Source organism: Hyunsoonleella flava (assembly GCF_004310325.1).
GTDB classification, from domain to species: Bacteria; Bacteroidota; Bacteroidia; order Flavobacteriales; family Flavobacteriaceae; genus Jejuia; species Jejuia flava.
Genome location: NZ_SIRT01000033.1, coordinates 1 through 559, shown reverse-complemented (window position 1 = coordinate 559; position 559 = coordinate 1). Strand labels below are relative to the sequence as shown.

At 46.2% G+C, this 559-nt stretch carries 1 protein-coding gene; it reads left to right on the top strand.

The features are described from left to right. A partial coding sequence (locus tag EYD45_RS16810) for an Ig-like domain-containing protein (protein ID WP_165453960.1) occupies positions 1-559 on the top strand: 559 nt, incomplete at both ends.

Genomic DNA, 559 nt, shown 5'->3' with positions numbered 1-559 from the left:
CGATGGCGATTGTGTAACAGCAGTAGTTGATATCACGGTAGATCCAGTAGATGACACTCCAACCGCAGTAGATGATACGGCAAGTGTAGATGAAGACGACACGGTAAACATTGTAGTATTAGACGATGACGATTTTGGTGGTGATGGCCCAAGCACTGGGACAATTACCATCACGAACCCACCAACTAACGGAACAGCAACTGTTAACGATGGCGGTACACCAAATGATCCAACGGACGATACGATCGATTACACCCCCAATGCTGATTATAACGGTCCAGACCAAATCACTTATGAGATATGTGATGCCGATGGCGATTGTACCACAGCCGTAGTAGATATAACAGTAGACCCAGTAAACGACACACCAACCGCAGTAGACGATACCGCCAGTGTAGATGAAGACGATACGGTAAACATCGTAGTATTAGACGATGACGATTTTGGTGGTGATGGCCCAAGTACTGGTACCATTACCATTACAACGCCACCAACTAATGGAACAGCGACAGTAAACGATGGCGGTACACCAAATGATCCAACGGATGATACGATAGAT